The sequence below is a fragment of the Armatimonadia bacterium genome (assembly GCA_039679385.1).
Taxonomy (GTDB): domain Bacteria; phylum Armatimonadota; class Zipacnadia; order Zipacnadales; family JABUFB01; genus JAJFTQ01.
In genome coordinates, this window is sequence record JBDKVB010000053.1 from 16,202 (window position 1) to 33,161 (window position 16,960).

15 protein-coding genes are annotated in these 16,960 nt (G+C 65.0%); 11 read left to right on the top strand and 4 right to left on the bottom strand.

The features are described from left to right. Window positions 1-18: 18 nt before the first annotated feature. Together ABFE16_05650 and ABFE16_05655 are read right to left on the bottom strand one after the other, a co-directional pair. Window positions 19-1,122 (bottom strand): hypothetical protein, encoded by a 1,104-nt coding sequence (locus tag ABFE16_05650; protein MEN6344770.1) that lies wholly within the window; start codon window positions 1,120-1,122, stop codon window positions 19-21. Window positions 1,123-1,290: 168 nt separating this feature from the next. Further along, on the bottom strand, window positions 1,291-2,967 hold the full coding sequence (locus ABFE16_05655; GenBank protein ID MEN6344771.1) for a hypothetical protein: 1,677 nt from the start codon (window positions 2,965-2,967) through the stop codon (window positions 1,291-1,293). A 460-nt stretch (window positions 2,968-3,427) separates the two neighbouring features. On the opposite strand from ABFE16_05655, the gene ABFE16_05660 reads away from it, so the two are divergent. Then, a complete protein-coding gene (locus ABFE16_05660; GenBank protein MEN6344772.1) occupies window positions 3,428-4,273 on the top strand; it encodes a sugar phosphate isomerase/epimerase family protein in 846 nt (281 codons plus the stop codon). A 142-nt stretch (window positions 4,274-4,415) separates the two neighbouring features. Here ABFE16_05660 and ABFE16_05665 read toward each other — a convergent pair whose 3' ends face one another. Both ABFE16_05665 and ABFE16_05670 read right to left on the bottom strand, forming a co-directional pair. Further along, on the bottom strand, window positions 4,416-4,646 hold the full coding sequence (locus tag ABFE16_05665; protein MEN6344773.1) for a hypothetical protein: 231 nt from the start codon (window positions 4,644-4,646) through the stop codon (window positions 4,416-4,418). Window positions 4,647-4,780: 134 nt separating this feature from the next. Beyond that, window positions 4,781-6,028, bottom strand: a complete 1,248-nt coding sequence (locus tag ABFE16_05670) for a hypothetical protein (GenBank protein ID MEN6344774.1) — start codon at window positions 6,026-6,028, stop codon at window positions 4,781-4,783. A gap of 158 nt (window positions 6,029-6,186) precedes the next feature. On the opposite strand from ABFE16_05670, the gene ABFE16_05675 reads away from it, so the two are divergent. The 10 genes from ABFE16_05675 to ABFE16_05720 all read left to right on the top strand — a co-directional run bounded on the left by ABFE16_05675 (window position 6,187) and on the right by ABFE16_05720 (window position 16,932). Continuing rightward, window positions 6,187-6,837, top strand: a complete 651-nt coding sequence (locus ABFE16_05675) for a nitroreductase family protein (protein ID MEN6344775.1) — start codon at window positions 6,187-6,189, stop codon at window positions 6,835-6,837. Beyond that, on the top strand, window positions 6,837-7,631 hold the full coding sequence (locus tag ABFE16_05680; GenBank protein MEN6344776.1) for a hypothetical protein: 795 nt from the start codon (window positions 6,837-6,839) through the stop codon (window positions 7,629-7,631). The genes ABFE16_05675 and ABFE16_05680 overlap by 1 nt, the downstream gene beginning before the upstream one ends. A 151-nt stretch (window positions 7,632-7,782) precedes the next feature. Further along, complete coding sequence (locus ABFE16_05685; protein MEN6344777.1) at window positions 7,783-8,706, top strand: DUF4349 domain-containing protein; 924 nt, start codon at window positions 7,783-7,785, stop codon at window positions 8,704-8,706. Window positions 8,707-8,918: 212 nt separating this feature from the next. Continuing rightward, on the top strand, window positions 8,919-10,583 hold the full coding sequence (recJ, locus tag ABFE16_05690) for a single-stranded-DNA-specific exonuclease RecJ (GenBank protein ID MEN6344778.1): 1,665 nt from the start codon (window positions 8,919-8,921) through the stop codon (window positions 10,581-10,583). Window positions 10,584-10,675: 92 nt separating this feature from the next. Beyond that, entirely contained in the window at window positions 10,676-11,695 is a 1,020-nt protein-coding gene (locus tag ABFE16_05695) for an NDP-sugar synthase (GenBank protein ID MEN6344779.1), read from the top strand. After that, window positions 11,692-12,831, top strand: a complete 1,140-nt coding sequence (locus tag ABFE16_05700) for an alanine--glyoxylate aminotransferase family protein (GenBank protein MEN6344780.1) — start codon at window positions 11,692-11,694, stop codon at window positions 12,829-12,831. Before ABFE16_05695 ends, ABFE16_05700 begins: the two co-directional genes overlap by 4 nt. 41 nt (window positions 12,832-12,872) lie before the next feature. Beyond that, window positions 12,873-14,459 carry a phosphoglycerate dehydrogenase gene (gene serA / locus ABFE16_05705; protein ID MEN6344781.1) on the top strand — a complete coding sequence of 529 codons (1,587 nt, stop codon included), beginning with the start codon at window positions 12,873-12,875 and terminating at the stop codon, window positions 14,457-14,459. A gap of 87 nt (window positions 14,460-14,546) precedes the next feature. Beyond that, window positions 14,547-15,311, top strand: a complete 765-nt coding sequence (gene surE, locus ABFE16_05710; GenBank protein MEN6344782.1) for a 5'/3'-nucleotidase SurE — start codon at window positions 14,547-14,549, stop codon at window positions 15,309-15,311. Between the two features lie 79 nt (window positions 15,312-15,390). Next, complete coding sequence (locus ABFE16_05715; protein ID MEN6344783.1) at window positions 15,391-16,296, top strand: radical SAM protein; 906 nt, start codon at window positions 15,391-15,393, stop codon at window positions 16,294-16,296. A 108-nt stretch (window positions 16,297-16,404) separates the two neighbouring features. Continuing rightward, entirely contained in the window at window positions 16,405-16,932 is a 528-nt protein-coding gene (locus tag ABFE16_05720) for a hypothetical protein (GenBank protein MEN6344784.1), read from the top strand. Window positions 16,933-16,960 lie beyond the last annotated feature (28 nt).

The window sequence follows — 16,960 nt, forward strand, 5'->3', positions numbered from 1 at the left end:
ACTGTCTGCGTATCGTGGCTACTCCCCGCTCGCGCCGGCATCGCCGCCGCCACCTCCGCCAGCTCCTCCTGCATCGGACGGGGATGGTGCAGCTCCGCTGGAGGAGTCGGGAGGTGCAGCTCCCTCGCCGGCCATCGGCTGCGGTGCGCCAGGCGTGGTCCCTGGAGGAGCGCCACCGGGTGCGCCGCTCGGTGCACCACCGGAAGGTCCGCCGGGACCAGGTGCCGCCGCCGCTCCGCCGCCCTGGGGACCCTTCGCTGCCACTTCATCGCGGGCCGCCTGGTTGCGGTGGACCCAGCAGTACACCTTGCCCTTGCCATCCGGCTTGCGTGTTGTCTTGTTCGGGCAGCGCCAGCCCGTGAAGGCGGTGTAGGCCTCACATTGCAGACCAGTGCCTGAACCGGTGAAGACGACCGGGGCCTTGGCGCGGGTCGGCCAGTTGCCGAAGGGAACGTCGAAGTCCCAGCGGGTCTTGCAGCGCGGGCAGCGCTGTCCCTGACGGCTGTCCATCGGAACCGTCAGACCGCACCGGGAGCAGGAATGGCGGAGAGCCTTCCAGGCCCGTCCACAAGTGGGACACCGTGGGCCTCCCGCGGCAGTCCCGGCGACGACGTCGCTGCAGTACGGGCAACGGAGCACAAGGCCCGTCGGGAAGGAGTCCTTTGCGCCGCAGTTGGGGCATTCGACGACCTTCTGGCCGTTCTCGGTCGGCCATCGCAGGAGGCTGCGCGGCATGGGGGCATGACACCACATGCAGCGCGGGGTGTAGCCGTACGGGACGTCGAACTCGGAGCCGTTCTCCAGGACCAAGTGGTCGACGGTGCGGACCGCGGCGTCGTTGTCGGGCTGCATCTCGTAGGCCCACTGCGCGTAGCCAACCGCGAAGGGCATCTCATACTCGCTGCCGTAGCTGCCCGGGTCAGCGTACCGGGCCTTGCGCATGTGGAAATGGGCTTCCTCCAGATCGAACTGGACGGCCGCGTCCTGTGCGGACGCTGTGGGCCAACCAGGATCCGGCGGCGGTGGAGGTGGCGTCTGGGCCACTTCCTCCTCCTTGCACCCCACGAGCAAGAGCATCGGTATGAGCAGTGCGATGGCTAGAGCGATGACGGGTGCTCTCATCAATGGCCTCCGGGGTGTGGCAGCAGGCAGCTTGTGCCCTTATCTACTGTGTCGGTGAGGCAGCCTGCCAGACCTTCGAAACCGCCGGGAACTCCTTCCACATCTCGCACGCACTCCCAAGACTCGGCGGACGTTTCGCCGTGTGGGCAGGGCTTACCTGCCGTTGAGCTAGTTGCGTCGGTCGGTCCCAGGGACAGCGGCGTTGTGCAGCCGCATCTCGTGAGCCTCAAGTTCCATCTGGTGCAGCTCGGGGATCCGCTCGATGACGGGCGTGACCCTCTTCCAGGACTGGTACGCGGCCATGTCGGCCTGCGTCGGGATGCTGCCTGCGAAGATGTTCTCGCTGAGCTTCTGAATCCGCTGGGCGTTGCGCATCCCCTGCTGTACTCGAGCGTAGGTCGGCGAGTTCCACCCTCGCTTGAGGACGTACTTGCCGTCTCCTGTGCGCCCAGTGACCGGGTCATACAGGGCATAGCTCTGATATTGGCGGTCGGCGTAGCGACTGCCGGGGAAGCGGTACGGCTCGACAACATCGGTGCCCGGCAGGTCTGCCTGAACGCCCTTACCGCACTCGGGACACCGCCACATGGCGTGGGTGCGCGTGAGCTTGTGGCCACAGGACGGGCACTTGTAGGCAGGAAGGTTGGTGGAGACACGTGCGAGATAGCTCCAGTTGCGGGAGCGCTCCCAGCACCAGTTGTGTCCCCAGACCACATAGTCATCGAAGATCTCGACGATCAGGCGGCTGCGCTTGGTCTCATCACGCTGGATGGTGGCGGGGTCGTAGTTGGGGTTTCCGAAGGCCAGTTGCACGCAGTTCGCAACGTGCTCGACCGTCGGCCAGATGATGCGGCCCATCTTGGTCTGGTCGACATCGTGCATCAGCAGGCCGTACTTGCAGATGGAGCGCAAGGTCGCGAGAGCGGTGCGTGCCTTGGCGACGTTAGCGCCAACTTCCTCGAGGCCTGCATAGTCCTTCTGCTCAAGCATCTTGCGCAGCGCCCAGTGCCACAGGTAGCCTTCCCAGTCGCTGCGGGTCTGCGCCGCCCAGGTGAGCTGCACGAGCGGGAAGTCGGCGTACTTGCCCATGACGTCCTTCTCGAGCAGGTTCTTGGCCATGAAGTACCAATACTCATGGAAGAACTTCTGGCCGTTGAGGTCAACGCCACGGGTCTTCTGGCAGACCTTCTTGATGGTGATGGCCAGCGCAACAGGCGGCATGGAGGCGGGAGCAGCGGCCTTGGCGGCAGGGGCACCCTCGCCACCAGGTCCGGCAGGTGCGCCACCTTCAGCGCCGGGTCCGCCGGGGCCACCGGCCTGCGCATAGCGGTAGTCTGTGGCGTGGAAGGGGTCGCGAATCGAAGCAGAGGGCGATCCCGCAGGCGATGCAGCAGGACCACCAGGACCACCAGCGGGACCGGCAGGTGCGCCGGCCGGTGCGCCCTTGCCAGAAGCCTTGGCAGGTTCCTCGCCAGGCGGCGGAGGAGGAACGTTGCGGGTCAGCATGCCTCGCAGGATGACTACGGCCTCGTCTACGAGGGCCTGCTGTTCTGCAGTCGGTGCCGGGGCGGCCGCGATCTGTGTGGGCGCGGTCGGTGCAGGACCAGCGGCAGCACCACGAGCTTCGCCGCCGGGGCCACCTGCTCCCGGCCCTTCGCTGGAAGGCCCGGCCCCAGGTGCGCCCTCTCCGCCGGAAGGTCCTTCTCCGGCGGCTGCCACGGCGTTCTCGCCCTCCGTGGCCGCTTCCTCACCCTTCTTGCCGCATCCGCCGACTACCGCCACCAGCAGAAGTGCGATGATCAGGGCTGTGATCCATGTCTGGCTGGCTTGCGCTTTGATGCGCATGCTGCGGTCCTCCCTGGAAAGCGGGCTCACTGCAGGGCGTAAGGACAAAGACCTGTCAACCACACCTCTTGCCGAACGGACGGCACACAGGTACTCCGCCGGCAGTGCCGACGAAGTAGTCGTGCTCTAGGCCCCCATCCTCCCCTTGTCCATCTTAGCACAATCCTGCGCTGTGACGCAATCAATAGTCACTTTCCGCGCCACCACGCCCCACACCTTCTTGCCTGATAGCTTTTCTGCAAAAACTTGCTCACCCGCAAGAGGGCACCCTCCGGTAGTTCGCCTCCCACCTCCGCGAGACCTTGTGCCTCTTTGAGCAGGGCACTCACAGTCGTGAATCCCCACTTCGTTGCGGGTTGTGCTACAATCCTGGCGACGTCCAAAACCGCGGTCGGCTCGCCGAGACCGCGGGACGCACACCGACAGCAGGCATGGCCTGCGAGGGAGGAGTTCCTCACCCATGAAACTCGGCGTCTATTCCATCGTTTTGCCCGACTACCGTCGCAAGGATGCCGCCAAGCTCGCCAGTGAGATCGGCTACACCGGCATTGAGTGGACAATCGGCTACCCAGACAAGGTCTTCGGTGACGGGTCCGAGTGGCACGTTAGCCTCACGAACCTCGAAGAGGACGCACCGCGAGCCAAGGAGGCCGCCGACGAGTACGGCCTTGAGATCCCTTCGCTGGGCTGCAGCTCCGCGACTGATGATTGGGACAAGATCAAGCGCCTGATGAAGGCTGCCCAGGTGATGGACTCGCCCAACCTCCGCGTCGGGTCGGCCTGGTTCAAGCCCGAGCTCAACTACAACGAGCTCTTCGACAAGGTTGTGGAGGACTACCAGACTATCCAGAAGATGGCCGAGGACTACGGCGTCCGGGCGCTGATTGAGATCCATCACAACAGCATTTGTGAGAGCGCTGCAGCGACTCTGCGCGTAGTGGAGAACTTCGACCCACGGTACGTCGGATGCATCTTCGATCCGGGCAACATGATCTACTCGGGTCGCGAGAACTGGCGGATGGGCATCCAGATGCTGGCCCCGTGGATCGCGCACGTCCATGCCAAGAACGTTGGCTGGTTCTACTCCGAGGACAAGGGCTGGTCCGTGAAGGACATGTCCCTCGAACACGGGCAGGCCGACTTCAAGATGGTCTTCCAGGCACTCAAGGACGTGGGCTATGAGGGCTACGTGGACCTCGAGGACTTCCGTGGCGGCTACTGCGTGAAGCCGACCGGAACCACCACCGAGGAGAAGCTGCGAGAGTCCTACGAGTACCAGAAGCGGGTGCTGTCGGAACTGGCCTAGTCAGGCGGGAAAACGGGGGAGAGGTCCGGCGTCGCCGGTCTGTACCCCAGGAGAGCACAACCGAGAGAAACAGAGGGGCCGTCCTGCAGCAGACTGCGAGGACGGCCCCCTTCGTAAGGCGGTATAGGTGCCAGGGGTGCAGCTAGCGGACCGCTGCACTCGGCGCCTGGCTTTGGACAGGCGCACGGTTACGGATCTCCTGGAGCTCGGGCTCCTCTTCATGGAGCGCCGGCGTGTCGTTGCTGGCTTCTCCGGCAGAGGCCGCATCGCCGGGAGCAGCTCCGTCCTCGTTCTCGAGGAGAGCGGCTCGTTGGTCGAAGGAGTAGACCGTGACGACCGCTGCGATCGCCAGGGCGAAAATCGCGGCTACCATCGCCGGGCTGACCCCTCCACCTCGAAGCGCGGAGAGGCCCGTGGGTTTGTGGCCCTCTTGCATGAGCGCTTTCAGACCTTTCGGCCGTGCGCGGGCAACGGCGAGTAAGGGACTGCGGTTGACGGTGTGGCCGGCTACTCCCAGCTATGCAGCAGTCCGCTTGTGATCGCCGCGACCTGCGTCGCAACGGTCCTCAGGTCGATCTGACACACACGCTTGCCACCCCAGGAGCCCAGCCGTGCCTCGCCGGAAAGGGCCAGCTTGCCGCGCTCAGCCTGGCTCACACCGGCGTCCATTCCGAGACCGGCACGAAAGCTCTGTGCCAGTCCTCGGTACTGCCCGAGAGCGGTCGGCATACTGACCTTGGAGAAGTCCAGGCCGAGGGCAAGACGAAGGATGCCCTCACGCAGCTTCCCATCGGCGGCCAGAGGTCCCAGTTGCAGTGACGGAGCCGCTGCCTGACCACCGGCCTTGGCGGGCTCTGCCGGTGCCTGGGGCTGCTCGGCCTCAACGGGCTTGACTTCGAAGTCCGCCAGCATCACGAGGGGCATCGGCATGCCGAAGCCCATGTCGGCGGCCATCTCGATCCTGATGCCGCCCTTGGAGCGGGTCACAAGCGAGCGCTCGCGGTCCAGTTCGCGCTCGATCTTGTCGGCCGCGATTCTCCCGCTCTGGACCTTGACCGTCCCCTGCATAAGCGGGTTCGGCATCTCGAAGGCCGGGAGCGCGGCACCAATCGTCGTCGCCAGTCCTGCGGCCTTGTCATCGAGCTTGGTGATGCGGTTGGTCGTCTTCACGGTCGCCTTGCCGACCATGGGAAGCTCGCGCGTCTCGTCCTGTGCCCACTCGTCGCCGACCTTCACGGCCTTGTCCGGGAACCGCGGCGTGAAGGCGAGCATGGCGATCAGGTCCAGCGGGATGCCGCCGGTGGCCAGGACATCTGTTCCTGGGTTCGGCGCCGCCGCCGCTGTGCCGTTCGGGTTGGAGCGCAGGACCTCGAGGATCTCTCCGGACGGAGTGATCTTGATGGACACAGGAGCGACGGGCTTGGGCTGCCGTGGCTGTCCAGCGAACTCGGCCTTGAGTTCGGAGAAGGAGACCCGCAGCGTCCAGTTGCCCGTCTCCTTGTCGACTGCCGTCACTTCGGCATCGACCTTGCCCGAAGCCTGGCCCTTGATGCCCATTGACATGCCGTTGACCTGCAAGTCGGCCAGCTTGCCGACGGCAGTGCACTGGAGCTTCTCGCCGAGTTTCGGCGTGTACTTGATGACCTGAGCAGCAGCTACCTGCGGAGCTGTCGGTGCCTCCTGGGCGCAGGCAACACCGAGCAAGAACAGCCCAAGGAGCATGACTGCAACCGTGATGACTGAGGATTGACGCATTGGAGCAACCTCCTGGAATCCGACCTCGTTGGGAAGGCTTTGCCTCGTGCACCTTTGCAGGCCACGGGCCTTGCCCAATCCCTTTGCGGAGTATAGCATATGGCGGTGCTACCGCAAGACACGTGGCTCAGACCTTACCTCAAGACAGGGAGCCGAGGATGACCGTACAGGAAGCCATCAGCCAGCGACGCAGCATCCGCCGCTATCTTCCCGACCCCGTGCCCGACGACCACCTGCGCATCATTCTGGACGCCGCCCGGCTGGCACCCTCAGGCTGCAACACTCAGCCCTGGCGCTTCATTGTGGTCCGCGACCCGCAGCTTCGCGAGCGGATTGCCGGAGAAGCCATGGACCTCAAACAGAATCAGGAGATCTGCCGGCAGGCTCCGGTGGTCATCGCGTGCCTGGCCATCGTCGACGCCCATTGTGATATCCCCGAGCGCACGATCGAGTTGTCTACGGTTGACCCGACGGCTGCTGCACCGACCATCGCCAAGCGAACCGGCCGCCTGCTCAAGAGCCGTTTCGATGCCATGCCCGAGCCGGAACGGGCTGCCTACATGGCCCTGAATACGACCATCGCCCTGACGCACCTCATCCTGCAAGCCACGGAGCTGGGATATGGCACTTGCTGGATGAAGGCCTTTGACGAACCCGCGGCACGGAGGGTTCTTGGTGTGCCGGAGGGAGCGCGGATCGTGGCCTTCACGTCCCTGGGACGTCCGGCGGAAGCGCCTGTTCCGAGACCTCGTTTGCCTCTGGCCGACATCGTCTACTCCGAACACTGGGGCGAGCCCACTAACCTCTGATGCTGGTCACACACCGGCCGCAATCAGATCCGAAGCTGCGAGGTCGCCTTGATCCGGACTTCTGGCACCCGGATTACGAGCGTGTGCTCGACGAGTGCGTCCTGCCCCTCGTGTCCCTTGGCGAGTTCCTGACGCTGATAACCTATGGGCCGATTGTCACCGGTCGTGAGCCCTCCGCTTCGGCGGGTGGCCAGCTCGATCTTGGCTTTGGTGGCGCCGAAGACATCCCCGTAGTCGACCAGGGGCAGGTGGGCGACTGCGGCGTCGATCTGCGTGGCGCTCGAAGGGTACCTGAGGGAAGCCCCTGGGATCACCCTCGCGCACGGCTTCAGTGCGGTGACATCGTGTTTCCGCGCTCGGGTGTCGGCTCAGTCGCGCGTAACCGCGTAGCCGTATTCCTCCAACGCGGACCGGCCCTCGTGGGTTCCTTCGTTGATCGCCTGCAGTTGACCGGAATCGATCCTGTTTACGTTCTGCTGTGCTTGCGCTCCGAGTTGGTGTGGTCTCAGATCCACCGCATTACCAATGGTGTGGGCACCCCCAACATCAGCTTCGACGAGATCAGGTCTCTGCGGATCCCCTGGCTGCCTGAGGGACCTGGCGGGACCGTCGGGACGCCGACGACCCAGCAGGACTTCCGTCAGGCCTTCCTGCAGCAGGTTCACCCGCTGCACCTTCGGTATCTGGAGGGCGATGTCGAGGCGCAGACGCAGGCCTCCGAGGCCCTGAGTTCGGTCCTACGTGCTCTCAACTCGCTCGTCTTCGGTCGTCGTGACAGGAAGATGGCAGACTGAGTGCGAACTCCGCAGTGGCTATCTGGAACCCACGGGTTCGACAACCCGTTGTACAATAGTGGAGAAGTCGCGAGGTCGTACAGGTGCAGGGAAGCGAGCCGCCGGCGACGTGAAGTGTGCTCCGCTATCTCACGTGTACAGGTGATACGCCATGAAGCCTCTGCGTGTTCTTCTGTTCGTCCTTGCGGGTCTTGTCTGCCTGACCTTCCTGGCCATGGTTGTGGTGGGTCTGGCTGGTCGGGCGCGTGAGAAGGGCCGGCCGGGTGGGCCCAGGGCGGAGGTTGCTGTAGCGCCGTCGGCTCCAGGGATTGAGGCCGACCAGGCTGCGTCCGGCGGCGAAGCGCCCTCCGGTGGTGAGGTGCGAGCCCCTCTGGCCTCCGCCATCGCTCATGCGGCCACTGAGCGCAAGATGATCCGGACGGCGGAAGTGCAAGTTGAGGTGGAGGACGCCGAGAAGACGCTGCAGGAGTGCGAGAACATCGCTCGGCAGTACGCAGGCTTCGTGGGTAACACCTCTGTCTCGCGCCACAGCGACGGAGGCAAGGCCGGCAGTGCCACGATTCGGGTCCCGGTGGCGCGCTATGATGAGGCGCTTGCGAAGGTTCGAGGCCTGGGCAAGATCGAGAGCACCTCGAGCCATGTTCAGGATGTGACGGCGGAGTTTGTCGACCTCCAGGCCCGGTTCAAGAACGCGCAGCGCGAAGAGCAGGAGATCACCAAGCTCTTCGATCGCGGCGGCAAGCTGGCCGACATCATCCAGATCGAGACGAAGCTGTCGTCGGTGCGCGAGCGAATCGAGCAGATGCAGGGCCAGATGCGGGTCCTGTCCGATCAGATCGACCTGTGCACCATCACAGTCAGCTTCTACGAGAAGGGCGAGGCGGCTGTCGCCGCCACAGGCAAGTTCAACCTCGGGTACCACCTGCGCAGTGCTGTCCGAGCCCTCATTCTGATCCTGCGCGCGCTCCTGACGGCCCTGGTATACGTGATCGTGGTGGGCTGGATCATCTGGCTGCCAACGCTGATCCTTGTGGTGCGTGCGCAGCGGCGGAGTGGTCGTCAGAACGTGTCCTGATAGGCCTGGGACCGAGGCCCCACTGGGTGCTTCAGACACCCTGTCCTGGCTCAGATGCGTACACTTCTCAGGAGGTGGGCGCGGTTTGACTTGCACCTGTCTATCCCGTATACTGCGCCAAACAGTGATAGGAGGCCGATTCGCACTTGGCGATGGCCAGCAGTTCACCCATTTGGGAGGTACGGCCGCGCGATTTCGACTTCGAGGCACGTATGGCCCGCGCCCTGGGGATCCACCCGGCGGTCGCCAGTGTTTTGCGTGGCCGCGGGATCACCACCGTCGATGCCGCTCGTGACTTCCTCAACCCCAGTCTGGACAAGCTCCTCGACCCCTTTGGCCTCCCCGACATGACCGCAGCCGTAGACCGTCTCGCCCAGGCGATTGAAAAGCGCGAGACACTGATGGTCCATGGCGACTATGACATGGACGGCGTCACTGCGTCGGCCCTGATGGTGCGGTTTCTGTCGAAGCTGGGCGTTGATGTCCACTACTTCATCCCTCACCGACAGATCGACCAGTATGGCCTGAGCGTGAATGCCGTACGTCAGGCAGCGCGGCTCGGGGTCACACTGGTTGTTGCGGTTGACTGTGGAGTAACGGCCACAGAGCCGGTCGCAGAGGCCCGACGGCTCAACATGGACGTGATCGTCCTCGATCACCACGAGCCCGGCGACTCTCTCCCCGACGCCAATGCCGTCGTCGACCCCAAGCGAGCGGATGCGACCTACCCGGAACGCGAACTGGCGAGCGTGGGCCTGGCCTTCAAGACCGCCTCCGCTGTGTGCCTGCGCCTGAACATTCCCCAAGAGTCCCTGCAGCGGGCCTTCCTCGATCTCGTGTCCCTGGGGACCGTCGCTGATGTGGTGCCGCTGCTGGGCGAGAACCGTATCATGACCCACTACGGCCTCGCCTCGCTGCCCAAGACTCGCAAGGTGGGCCTGCAGGCGCTTCTGCGGCTCTGCAACCTCAACGGGCAGGTCCGCTCCTCCGACGTGGCCTTCCGCCTTGGTCCCCGGATGAATGCCGTCGGGCGCATGGGGGACGCGACGGATGCGCTGGAGCTTCTGCTCACGGATGACGAGGAGGAAGCCACGCGTCTCGCGCTGGAGCTTGAGCGTGCCAACCAGGAGCGTCAGCGCGAGCAGGAGAACACCTATCGCGACGCTCTGAGGCTGATCGACGAGCAGGTAGACCTCGACAACGACCGCGTCGTGGTGCTGTCCTCCTCCGACTGGCATATCGGTGTGGTTGGCATTGTGGCCTCGAAGATTCTGGAGCGCCATGGCAGGCCGACCATTCTGCTGGTCGAGCAGGGAGACGAAGCCCGCGGTTCGGCACGCAGCATCCAGCAGTTCGACATCGCCTCTGCGCTGGACCAATGCCGTGACACGCTGCTGCGCTACGGCGGACATGCCCTCGCAGCGGGTCTGACCCTGCGTACCGAGGACCTGCAGGAGTTCCGCACACGCCTGAACCAGATTGCTGCCGAGTTGCTTGACCTGGACCAGATTTGCCCGCGGATTCACATCGACGCCGAGTTGCTGCTGGACGAGATTGACGAGGAGTTGCTGGCGGGCCTTCGGTCGCTTGAGCCCTACGGCCAGTCAAACCCGGACCCGCTGTTCATTACACGGGGCGTGGACGTGCTCGACGCCCGGGCTGTCGGACGTGACGAGAACCACCTCAAGCTGTTCGTGTCCCAGGGCGAGCGTCCGGTGGACTGCATCGGCTTCGGCATGGGTCCTGAGCTGCAGCACCTGCAGCGCGGGGCTCTGCTGGATATCTGCCACACGCCGGAGATCAATGAGTACAACGGTACGCGCGGCCTGCAACTGAGGCTGGAGGCCATTCGCCCAGCCCGAGCCGACGGGGCCTAGATACTCCTGCGGTCTGCGTCGGCCGGGGAACGTCGACGCGCCGCTCCAGTGCTCCGCCTCGGCGCAAGACTCGAGCCTTTGGAGCCGCGAGATTGGCCAGCGAGATCAGTCAGGCTGTGTTGCTGGTGGGTGGTGAGGGCACGCGGTTGCGTCCCCTCACGTACCGTCGTCCCAAAGCGCTTGTCCCACTGCTCAACGAGCCCCTTCTGTCCTACGAGTTCCGCCTTCTGGCCCGCTACGGAATCGCCGACGTCATTCTCGCCGTCGGCTACCGCGCTGATTCGCTTCGAGACTCGCTCGGTGACGGATCTCGTTGGGGTGTGCGGTTGACCTACGTGGAGGATCCACAGCCCCTCGGTACCGCCGGCGGCATCAGGAACGTGGGCGAGCTCCTGCGGGGCGATTTCGTCGCCATGAACGGCGACCTGGTCTACGATGTTGACCTCGGTGCCGTGCTGAAGGCTCATGCAGACTTCGGCGCCACGGTCACCTATTGCCTGCGTCGGGTTGCCGATGTGAGCCGGTACGGGCTGATTCGCTGCGACGACGACGGGCGGGTGCAGGCCTTCCTGGAGAAGCGGGCCGTGGATGAAACGGGGCGCAACACGGTCAATAGCGGACTGTACGTGATGAGTCCCGAGGTCCTTGACTTCATCCCCGTGGCGACCACCTACTCCAACGAACTGGAGTTGTTCCCGGGGCTGCTGGCGGCGGGGCGTCCGCTCCTGGGGCATGTTCCCGCGCACCAGGGATACTGGGCCGATGTCGGTACTCTGGACTCCTATCTAGAGACCTCGTGCGACCTGCTGGGCGGAGCCGTGCCCTGGATGACTGCGACGATCGCTGACGATGCGGTTGTGGACGCTTCCGCCAGGCTCGTGGGGCCGGTGCACCTCGGTCCCGGTGTGCATGTCGGACCCGATGCGGTGATCGGCCCTGACGTTACACTCGGCCCCAACTGCACGGTCGGCGCCGGAGCCAGTATCTGCCGCAGCCTCCTGTGGGAGCAGGTGACCGTGGGGGCAGGTGCCAATCTGCAGAACGTCGTAATAGCCGACAACGTCACACTTCCCGCGCATGCCAACCACAACGGCGGAGTGATCTGCCCATGAATAGCGATGCCCTCCTGATGATTCCGGGGCCGACGAACCTCCCGATTGAGGTTCAGCGAGCCATCGGGAGCCCGTCGATGTACCATCGCGGACCCGAGTTCGCCGAACTGCTGCACCGGTGCAACCACGGTCTGAAGACCGTGTTTCAGACCGAGAAAGACGTCCTGATCCTCGCTTGCTCAGGAACCGGCGGCGATGAGGCGGCCATCGCCAATCTCGTTAGCCCCGACGACCGAGTCTTGGCCATCAACAGCGGCAAGTTCGGCAAGCGTATGGGCGACATCGCTGCGACCTACGGGGCGCTGGTGACCTGGTTGGAGGTGCCTGCCGGGAAGGCCGCTGAGCCGCAGCAAGTCGCCGAGATGCTGGCCCATCGGCCCTTCAGGGCTCTGCTTTTCGTCCAGAACGAGACCTCGACCGGCGTCTGCCAGAACGTGGCCTCGCTGGCGAGGATTGCCCAGGACTACCGCTGCCTGACGATCGTCGACTGTGTGAGCGGCATGGGCGGGATTCCGGTCAAGACGGATGCCTGGGGACTGGATGCGGTGGTGGCGGGCTCACAGAAGGCCTTCATGCTTCCGCCCGGGCTGGCCTTCGTGTCCTTGTCGGAGCATGCCTGGCAGGTCGCGGAGCATTGCCGCACGCCGAGGTACTACTTCGATCTGCGCAAGGCTCGGGCGTCGCTGGCCAAGGACCAGACCCCGTACACGCCGGCGGTCAACCTGATGCAGGGCCTTGGCGCCGCCCTCGACCTGATGCTATCAGAGGGCATGGAAGCTGTCTATGCACGCCACGCACGGGCAGGGCGTGCCGCACGAGCGGCCATGACCGCCCTCAACCTGGCGCTGTTCGCCGACCCCGCCTACGCAAGCAGTGTTGTGACCTCGGTCACCTCGCCGGCGGGTCTGGATTCGGGTCAGCTAGTCAAGGGCGTGCAGGCAGGCTACAACATCGTCATCTCCGGCGGTCAGGACGAGCTCAAGGGCAAGATCTTCCGCCTTGGCCACATGGGGACTGTGCAGCCGGAGGATGTCCTGCGGACGGTCCAGGCCGTGGGTGAGGTGCTCGTGAAGCTGGGACATTCCTGCGACCCGGCAGCGGGAGTCCAGGCGGCCCAGGACGTCTTCAGCAGCTAGCTGCCCATCTTTGGAGGCACACTCCGTCTCAGGTGATGGTCATGCCTCGCATTCTTGCATGTGACAGGGTGTCGGTGGCCGGGATTGAGCTTCTGCGCAAGAGCGCGGAGGTGGTCGAACTCGGGGCTCCGTCGGAGGATGAGTTGATCGCGGCGCTGGCGGGCTGCGACGGGCTCATCGTGCGCAGCGCGACGAAGGTGACGGCCCGGGTCCTGGAGCACGCTCCCGGGTTGCGGGTGATCGCCCGTGCCGGAGTGGGCGTGGATAACATCGACGTCGAAGCGGCTACGCGGCACGGCGTTCTGGTCCTCAACAGCCCTGGTGGGAACATTATCGCCGCCGCCGAGCACACCATCGCCCTTCTTCTCGCAGCAGCTCGCAACATCGCTCCGGCGGATGCTTCGATGAAGGCCGGCGAGTTCGATCGTAAGCGGTTTGTCGGACGCCAGGTCGCAGGGAAGACCCTCGGTATCGTTGGCCTCGGCAAAATCGGGGGCGAGGTCGCGCGACGGGCCAAGGGCCTCGGTATGGAGCTCCTGGTCCATGACCCCTACGCCTCCCCCGAGTTGGTGGACGGTTTCGGCGCACGGCTGGGAGGCCTTGAAGAGCTGCTGCGGACCTCCGACTTCGTCACCGTGCACACCCCGCTGACGGAGGAGACGCGTGGTCTGATCGGAGCCGAGGAACTGGCGCTCCTGAAGCCCAACGCCATCGTGGTGAACTGTGCGCGGGGTGGGATCATCGACGAGGCGGCCCTGATTGATGCTCTCCGGTCTGGACGCCTTGCTGGAGCGGCGCTGGACGTCTTTGAGGGCGAGCCGAAGGCCAACCCGGAGCTGGTCGGGTTGCCAAACGTGGTGGCAACACCTCACCTGGGCGCCTCAACCACCGAGGCACAGGAAGCGGTTGCGATCGACGCGGCTGAGCAGATCGTCGAGGTCCTGGCTGGACGGCCGCCGCGGACGCCGGTGAACGTTCCGGCGCTGTCGCCTGAGCTTCTGACGCAGGTCAGGCCGATGCTGGTCCTTGCCGCACGCCTGGGGCGTCTGGCAGGTGTGCTGACTACCCGAGCGCCGCGGGAGTTCTCCCTGGTTGCCTCCTCGACCACACCCGATCAGGGCATGCCGCTGATTGCGAGTTGGGCCGTTAGTCGGCTGCTCGAAGGCAAGACGGACGGCGGTCTGAATGAGGTCAGCGCTCTGCTCATCGCCCGCGAACGGGGTATCCGCGTCTCCTACGCTGTGAGTGGGGATGACCGAGGCTACTCGCGGTCGCTGGAGGTCCAGGTCCACTTCGCCGAGGACGCCTATCGCCTGTTCGGAGCGGTCATCGAGGGCTCGCAGCCGCGGATTCTGGGCATCAACGGTTTCAGTGTTGACCTGGCGCCCGAAGGCGAGTACATGTTCCTGTGGAAGCAGAACCCTCGGGTGCCGGGGTTCATCGGCGCGATCGGGTCCTTGCTGGGCGAGGCGGGCATTGGGATCGCCAGCATCGAGGTGGGACGCGAGGAGATCGAGGGCCTTGGTCTTCTGGCAGTGCGTCTCCACGACCCGGTGCCGGCGGAGGTTCGCCGGGCAGTGCTCGCCCTGGACGGCGTCACGCGACTAGAGGTTGTCACTTTCAGCTAGATCGGGCAGAATAGCTGCTTTGAACAGACAGAGGGGGGACCGCCTGCCCGCGGTTCCGCCACGACAGAGATGGGGCCACTGCAAGCTATGCGGATACTCCTGACCAACGATGACGGCATTCGTGCTCCCGGTCTGCGGGCGCTTGCACAGGCACTCGAGCCGCTTGGCGAGTTGCTCATCCTGGCACCAGAGCGCGAGCAGAGTTGCGCCGGGCACGCCATCACCCTACACAAGCCCTTGCGTATGGTACCGGCCCGGGTGGAAGGGGTGTCGGCGGCCGCTTTTGCCGTGAGCGGCACACCTGCGGACTGCGTGGTCCTGGCCCGAGACAACGAACCGGCTCCGCCCGACGTTGTGGTGTCGGGGATCAACGCGGGCGCCAACATGGGGGAGGAGGTCTTCTACTCCGGCACCGTCGCTGCGGCGATGGAGGCCTGTCTGCAGGGCCTGCGGAGTATCGCCGTCTCCGTCACCGCCTATCATGACTGCGATTACCGGGCTGCTGCGGCCTTCGTCAAGGCGTTGATCCCGCGGTACATCGAGACCGACCTGCCTTCGGGCATGTTCCTGAATGTGAACGTTCCGAACCTGCCGCCGGAGGGGATCAAGGGAGTCCACGCTACCCGCCTCGGCCGGCGGGCCTATGCCAACGTGGTCCAGCGACGTGAAGACCCACGGGGCCGACCCTACTACTGGCTGAGCGGCGAGGTGACCGAGGTGGACAGCGGGACAGATACCGACATCGGCACCTGCCGAGGGGACATGATCTCGGTCACGCCGGTCTGCTTCGACATGACCGATCATCCGACGATTGAGACGGTTGCCGGGCTGCTGACCGGGATGCCCTCCTAAGGCTTGGGCGGGCCTGGGCCTGCGGCAGATCGGCTTGCGACGCACCTTGGTAGTCATGTCGGACCCAGGGGGTGGCGCGATGGGTGAACCGGCCTATCTGGCGCTAGTGGAGTCGGGTGAGCTGGCGGAGCGCGTTGAGGCTCTCCGAGGCCTGATGGCGCCCTGCCGACTGTGCCCGCGGCGGTGTCACGTGGACAGGATCGCCGGGGAGATGGGTTTCTGCCGAGCGGGACCGGAACCGATGATCTCAAGCTACGGTCCGCACTTCGGCGAGGAAGCGCCCCTGGTTGGGGTCGGGGGCTCGGGAACCATCTTCCTGACCCACTGCAACCTGGGCTGTGCCTTCTGCCAGAACTACGACATCAGCCGCGAAGGGCTGGGACACACGGTGTCCATCGCCGAGCTGGCCGAGATCATGCTCCAGCTTCAGGAGCGCGGCTGCCATAACGTGAACCTTGTCACTCCGACGCACTATGTGCCGGTCCTGGTGGAGGCCCTTGGGCTTGCAGCTCAGAACGGGCTGCGGCTGCCGGTGGTATACAACTGCGGAGGCTACGAGAGCCTGGAGGCCCTCCAGCTTCTGGACGGAATCCTTGACATCTACATGCCGGACGCCAAGTATGCGGACCCGGCGGTGAGCGCCGAGCTCTCGGGAGCTGCCGACTATCCCCAGCGGGCGCGAGTGGCTATTGGGGAGATGTACCGGCAGGTCGGTCCACTGCAGCTTGATGAGCGTGGGATCGCCGTACGGGGACTGCTCGTCAGGCATCTGGTCCTTCCTGAGGGGCTGGCCGGGACGGCGCGAATCATGCAGTTTCTTGCCGGTCTGGACCGCGAGATGTATGTGAACGTGATGGCCCAGTATCACCCCTGCTATCGGGCACACGAACACCCACGGATTGCCCGGCGGATCACGGCAGAGGAGTACGAGGCCGCCGTGCGTGCAGCCCGTGAGGCCGGTTTGCACCGCCTTGACAAGCTCTGACCGTTCCGGCGGCCTGCGAGCAACCCGCTGCGCAGGCTCTGGGACGACCAAACGTGACGTCGGACCCACGACACGGATGTGAGCGCTACCTTCCGGGAGGGCTTACCCATGGCCGGATTCCTTCGTGATCTCAAGCGCCTCAGCGACGATCTCCTGTCGCGAGGTCGCAAGGGCGTAGACGCCGTCGCCGAGACGATCGACCAACAGGCGGAGATCCGACGGCTGGCGACGCAGATCCGCGCACTGAACCAGGAGCGCGAGGAGCGCGTCAGCGCGATCGGCAAGAAGGTCTACTCGCTGTATACCCGTGACCGCGTGGCGAACCAGGACATCCTCGCTGACTGCAAGCGCATCGATGAGGTTACCGAGGGGATCTCCCGGCTCCGCAGCCAGATCGAGTCGGTCCGGCACGGTGGGGCAGAGGCAACGCTGGTCGTCGAGATCAAGGACGACACGCCACTCGAGGGCCCGGCACAGGCTGAAGCCGAAGCGACCGTGGTCGAGGTGGACACGGCGGCTGAAGCTGAGGAGACTGCGGCCGCCCCTGAGGAACCCGCGGGTGCACAGGACGCGCCGGCGGAACCTGCCGCCGAGAGCCCTGCGCAGGACAAGGACGCCGAAGCACCTGCCTGTTAGGGTCGCAACCCAATCGGTTGACGGTAGT

Bases quoted from the DNA above. Each gene is read 5' to 3' on its own strand.
- ABFE16_05715 (MEN6344783.1), top strand. From the start codon at position 15,391: ATGGGTGAACCGGCCTATCTGGCGCTAGTGGAGTCGGGTGAGCTGGCG.
- ABFE16_05675 (MEN6344775.1), top strand. From the start codon at position 6,187: ATGACCGTACAGGAAGCCATCAGCCAGCGACGCAGCATCCGCCGCTAT.
- ABFE16_05660 (MEN6344772.1), top strand. From the start codon at position 3,428: ATGAAACTCGGCGTCTATTCCATCGTTTTGCCCGACTACCGTCGCAAG.
- ABFE16_05720 (MEN6344784.1), top strand. From the start codon at position 16,405: ATGGCCGGATTCCTTCGTGATCTCAAGCGCCTCAGCGACGATCTCCTG.
- ABFE16_05665 (MEN6344773.1), bottom strand. From the start codon at position 4,646: ATGGTAGCCGCGATTTTCGCCCTGGCGATCGCAGCGGTCGTCACGGTC.
- ABFE16_05685 (MEN6344777.1), top strand. From the start codon at position 7,783: ATGAAGCCTCTGCGTGTTCTTCTGTTCGTCCTTGCGGGTCTTGTCTGC.
- ABFE16_05650 (MEN6344770.1), bottom strand. From the start codon at position 1,122: ATGAGAGCACCCGTCATCGCTCTAGCCATCGCACTGCTCATACCGATG.
- ABFE16_05680 (MEN6344776.1), top strand. From the start codon at position 6,837: ATGCTGGTCACACACCGGCCGCAATCAGATCCGAAGCTGCGAGGTCGC.
- ABFE16_05670 (MEN6344774.1), bottom strand. From the start codon at position 6,028: ATGCGTCAATCCTCAGTCATCACGGTTGCAGTCATGCTCCTTGGGCTG.
- surE (MEN6344782.1), top strand. From the start codon at position 14,547: ATGCGGATACTCCTGACCAACGATGACGGCATTCGTGCTCCCGGTCTG.
- ABFE16_05700 (MEN6344780.1), top strand. From the start codon at position 11,692: ATGAATAGCGATGCCCTCCTGATGATTCCGGGGCCGACGAACCTCCCG.
- ABFE16_05655 (MEN6344771.1), bottom strand. From the start codon at position 2,967: ATGCGCATCAAAGCGCAAGCCAGCCAGACATGGATCACAGCCCTGATC.
- serA (MEN6344781.1), top strand. From the start codon at position 12,873: ATGCCTCGCATTCTTGCATGTGACAGGGTGTCGGTGGCCGGGATTGAG.
- recJ (MEN6344778.1), top strand. From the start codon at position 8,919: ATGGCCCGCGCCCTGGGGATCCACCCGGCGGTCGCCAGTGTTTTGCGT.